This window comes from Polynucleobacter sp. 39-46-10 (genome assembly GCF_002282275.1).
Window position 1 is genome coordinate 1 of record NZ_NCJB01000228.1, and the last position, 3,996, is coordinate 3,996.

General features: G+C 47.7%; 4 protein-coding genes. All 4 read right to left on the reverse strand.

Annotation, left to right across the window (positions count from 1 at the left end):
* Positions 1 to 812 (reverse strand): ParB/RepB/Spo0J family partition protein (locus B7X71_RS13235; RefSeq protein ID WP_293600985.1); only part of this gene is annotated, 812 nt, incomplete at its 3' end.
* A gap of 24 nt (positions 813 to 836) precedes the next feature.
* Entirely contained in the window at positions 837 to 1,607 is a 771-nt protein-coding gene (locus B7X71_RS13240; protein WP_215302324.1) for a ParA family protein, read from the reverse strand.
* Positions 1,608 to 1,631: 24 nt separating this feature from the next.
* On the reverse strand, positions 1,632 to 2,294 hold the full coding sequence (gene rsmG / locus B7X71_RS13245; protein WP_293598662.1) for a 16S rRNA (guanine(527)-N(7))-methyltransferase RsmG: 663 nt from the start codon (positions 2,292 to 2,294) through the stop codon (positions 1,632 to 1,634).
* Positions 2,287 to 3,996: tRNA uridine-5-carboxymethylaminomethyl(34) synthesis enzyme MnmG (gene mnmG, locus B7X71_RS13250; protein WP_293600986.1), on the reverse strand; the 1,710-nt coding region annotated here is incomplete at its 5' end. The genes rsmG and mnmG, both read right to left, overlap by 8 nt.

The following is a 3,996-nucleotide window of genomic DNA, read 5'->3' on the forward strand; positions in this document are numbered from 1 at the left end:
CCCTTGCCTTTAAACTTGAATTCAGCATTTAAACCTATTAAATCGGCGATTTCTTGTGTTAAACGACGCATATCTGGGTCGTGCGTTGGCGCACCCCCCTCAGTCTTTGTTTTAGCTTTTTTGTCACCGATTTGGCCGCCGGCCAGCGCCAAGGCAGTAGACATTCTTTCGGCCTCACGAACAGAAAGGCCTTGAGCCGCAATTCTTTGCGCCAAAGCCACCTGACTTGCTCCTGGCAAAGGCAAAAGTGCACGAGCATGGCCCATATCAATGTCGCCCGCCAAAAGCATGGCTTGCACTGGTTTTGCCAGTTGGTTTAAGCGCAACAAGTTGGTTACAGCACTGCGTGATTTTCCCACCGCTTTTGCAGCTTGCTCATGCGTAAAACCAAACTCTTCAATCAGCCTTGCAAGTCCTTGGGACTCTTCTAGCGGATTCAAATCTTCGCGCTGCATATTCTCGACTAAGGCCATTGCTGCAGCAGCCTGATCATTGGCACCAGAAACTAAAACGGGCACCTCTTTTAAGCCCGCTAAAGTTGCGGCACGAAAGCGACGCTCACCCGCAATAATTTCGTATTTGCCAGGAGCAACCAAACGCACCAACAATGGCTGCATCACACCTTGCTCACGAATACTTTCAGCTAACTCTTGTAATGCCACCGCTTCCATTTTTTGACGCGGCTGATATTTACCCGCCTGCAATGCAGTCAACGGCAAACGATTAATTTCTGCTGTAGTTTCTTTCTGAGCCTTATCACCAAGCAGCGCTTCTAAGCCGCGACCCAAACCTTTTTTCTTTATTGCAACCATAATATTTTTTATTGTTCCTAGGTTTTACATTTGCTTAATGCGCTCAATCATCTCGGCACCAAAATCTAAATATGCTTTAGCGCCTCGAGATGACCTATCAAACGCTACCCCAGGAAGCCCGTAGGACGGGGCTTCTGCCAGGCGAACGTTACGGGGAATGATGCTCTTAAATACCTTGTCGCCAAAGTGCTCAAGCAATTGATCGGAAACTTGTTGCTGCAATGTCATGCGCGCATCAAACATCACGCGCAACAAACCTATGATCACCAAATCAGGATTTAAGTTGGCATGAACCTGCTTGATGGTGTTCACTAAGTCTGACAATCCTTCCAGTGCAAAATATTCACACTGCATTGGCACGATCACACCATTCGCGGCACACAATCCATTGAGCGTTAATAAAGATAGTGCGGGAGGACAGTCAATTAAAATAAAATCATAATCATTTGCAACAAGAGCGAGTGCATCTTTCAATCTTTGTTCGCGAGAATCTAAATCCACCAACTCAATTTCTGCGCCAGCTAAATCACGATTGGCTGGCAACACATCATAGCCAGAGCTCTCGCAAGGTACTGCGGATTCTTTTACTGTTGATAGGCCAATTAAGACTTGATACACGGTGCTATTCAAGTCTGCTTTTTCAACTCCAGACCCCATCGTTGCATTACCTTGTGGATCTAAGTCCACCAACAAAACGCGCTGCTGATGCCCAGCCAAACCTGCGGCCAAATTAACTGCGGTGGTAGTCTTTCCAACCCCACCTTTTTGATTAGCAATACAAAATATTTTGGCCATAATTTTTCTTAAAAAGGTCGTGCTTTAAAGGTGTGATTTTCTCACGGGGGATAAAACCAACAATCGTCTTTCCACCGCTAAGTTTGGGATCTGCAAAGGCTCATCGGCAACTAATCGCCAATCATCCATGCAAACGTCTTGCAACTCTTCATCTGCCCGCTTGGCCTTCATTGCAAACACCAAGCCATTTGGCTTGAGAAGTGGGAGGGCAAGCTCCAAAAAATGAGCAAGATTGGTAAATGCCCTAGAAATCACTGCATCAAACTGTCCCGGCTGTGATTTCGCCACCATCTCAACGCGCTCACTCAAGACTTCAATATTCTTTAAACCCAACTTGCCGCGTACATGCTGCAAGAATGCTGTCTTTTTACGGATCGCCTCAATCAGGGTTACATGCCAACCTGACTGCAAAATCGCAATGGGTATGGCTGGCAACCCACCGCCAGAGCCAAGATCTGCAATTTTGGGGTTTTCTTGGTCTAGAAATTGGCGCATGATCGGTAAAACTGTAATAGAATCAATGAGATGCAGACGAACAGAGTTTTTTTCACCCTCAATTGCAGTCAAATTGTGGACCTGATTCCAGCGACCCATTTCCTGCAAAAAGAGCTCCAAATCATCAATTTTGGCAGGACTGAGATTCAAGCCTAAATCCTCAATCCCCAAAGAAACTAAATCGTTACTCATGGGTTTCTTCTTGCGTCCTGCCTAAGCCCTTTTTCAGATGGACCAATAGCAAAGAAAGGGCTGCAGGTGTCACCCCAGAAATTCTTCCAGCCTGGCCAAGGGTTCCCGGCTTATGCAAATTGAGTTTTTGTTGTACCTCTTTCGATAAACCCAGAACCTGGGTGTAATCCAAAGACTCCGACAAAGGAAAGCTCTCGTTATGCTCTTGACGAGCAATTTCAACCGCCTGCCTATCTATATAGCCTTGATATTTAATGGAAATCTCAACCTGGTCTCTAATTTGTTGGGCCAAACCCAGGTCGTCGTCCAGCGTTCCTGGCGACCAAAGGCCTTCTGCCAAGCCCATAACCGCCTCATAAGTAATGCCAGGGCGCCTTAAAAGGTCGGCCAAACTACACTCGTGCGATAAATCTTGCCCCAAAAGCTCTGAAACGGCCTTGGCTGATACATGCTTTGGCCCAATCCAAATATCTTGCAAGCGAGTTGTTTCACGTGAAACAGCCTCTTGTTTTCTGCAAAACGTATTCCAACGGTAGTCGTCTACCAGACCAAGCTCTCGCCCAATGTTGGTTAAACGCAAATCAGCATTGTCTTCACGCAAGCTTAAGCGGTACTCGGCGCGGCTAGTAAACATACGGTATGGCTCTTGAACACCCAAAGTAATCAGGTCATCCACCAAAACGCCAATATAGGACTCACTTCGTTTGGGCAGCCAAGGCTCCTTGCCCTGTGCCGCCAAGCCAGCATTAATTCCAGCAAGCATGCCTTGAGCGGCAGCCTCCTCATAGCCCGTTGTGCCATTAATCTGGCCAGCAAAGTAGAGGCCAGCTATTGCCTTGGTCTCCAAACTATGGCGTAGATGACGTGGGTCAAAGAAATCGTATTCAATTGCATAACCAGGGCGCACAATGACGGCAGACTCCAGGCCACGAATGCTGCGCACCAAATTCCATTGAACATCAAATGGCAAGCTGGTAGAAATGCCGTTCGGGTAAAACTCATTCGTTGTTAGGCCCTCAGGCTCTAAAAAGATCTGGTGACTATTTCTGGAGGCAAAGCGGTGAATCTTGTCTTCAATAGAAGGGCAATAGCGCGGACCAACCCCCTCAATAACGCCGGTATACATTGGTGAACGATCCAGACCACCGCGAATAATGTCGTGTGTTTGCTCATTCGTATGAGAAATCCAGCAAGGGACTTGCCTTGGGTGCTGCTCTGGTCGACCCAGATAGGAGAAAACAGGTACAGGGTCTAAATCCCCCGGTTGCTCCAACATCACCGAGAAATCAATAGTTCGCCCATCAATCCGTGGCGGGGTGCCAGTCTTTAATCTTCCCTGAGGAAGCTTCAGCTCTTTTAATCTAGCCGACAATGAAACTGCTGCTGGGTCACCAGCACGGCCACCTGCATGATTATTTAAGCCAACGTGAATCTTGCCATCCAGAAAGGTGCCCGCGGTAAGCACCACTTTCTTGGCCATAAACTTCAGGCCCATTTGTGTAACTACACCCTGAACCTCATCACCCACAACCAGTAGATCATCTACGGCGGCCTGGAAAAGGGTCAGATTCTCTTGGTTTTCGAGGCGACGGCGGATCGCCGCCTTATATAAAATACGATCGCCCTGAGCACGAGTTGCACGAACAGCAGGGCCCTTGCTTGAATTGAGGATCCTAAACTGAATGCCAGCCTCATCGGTAGC

What these genes read in the sequence shown, in the direction of transcription:
- B7X71_RS13240 (WP_215302324.1), bottom strand. Translation starts at nt 1,607, where the DNA reads ATGGCCAAAATATTTTGTATTGCTAATCAAAAAGGTGGGGTTGGAAAG.
- rsmG (WP_293598662.1), bottom strand. Translation starts at nt 2,294, where the DNA reads ATGAGTAACGATTTAGTTTCTTTGGGGATTGAGGATTTAGGCTTGAAT.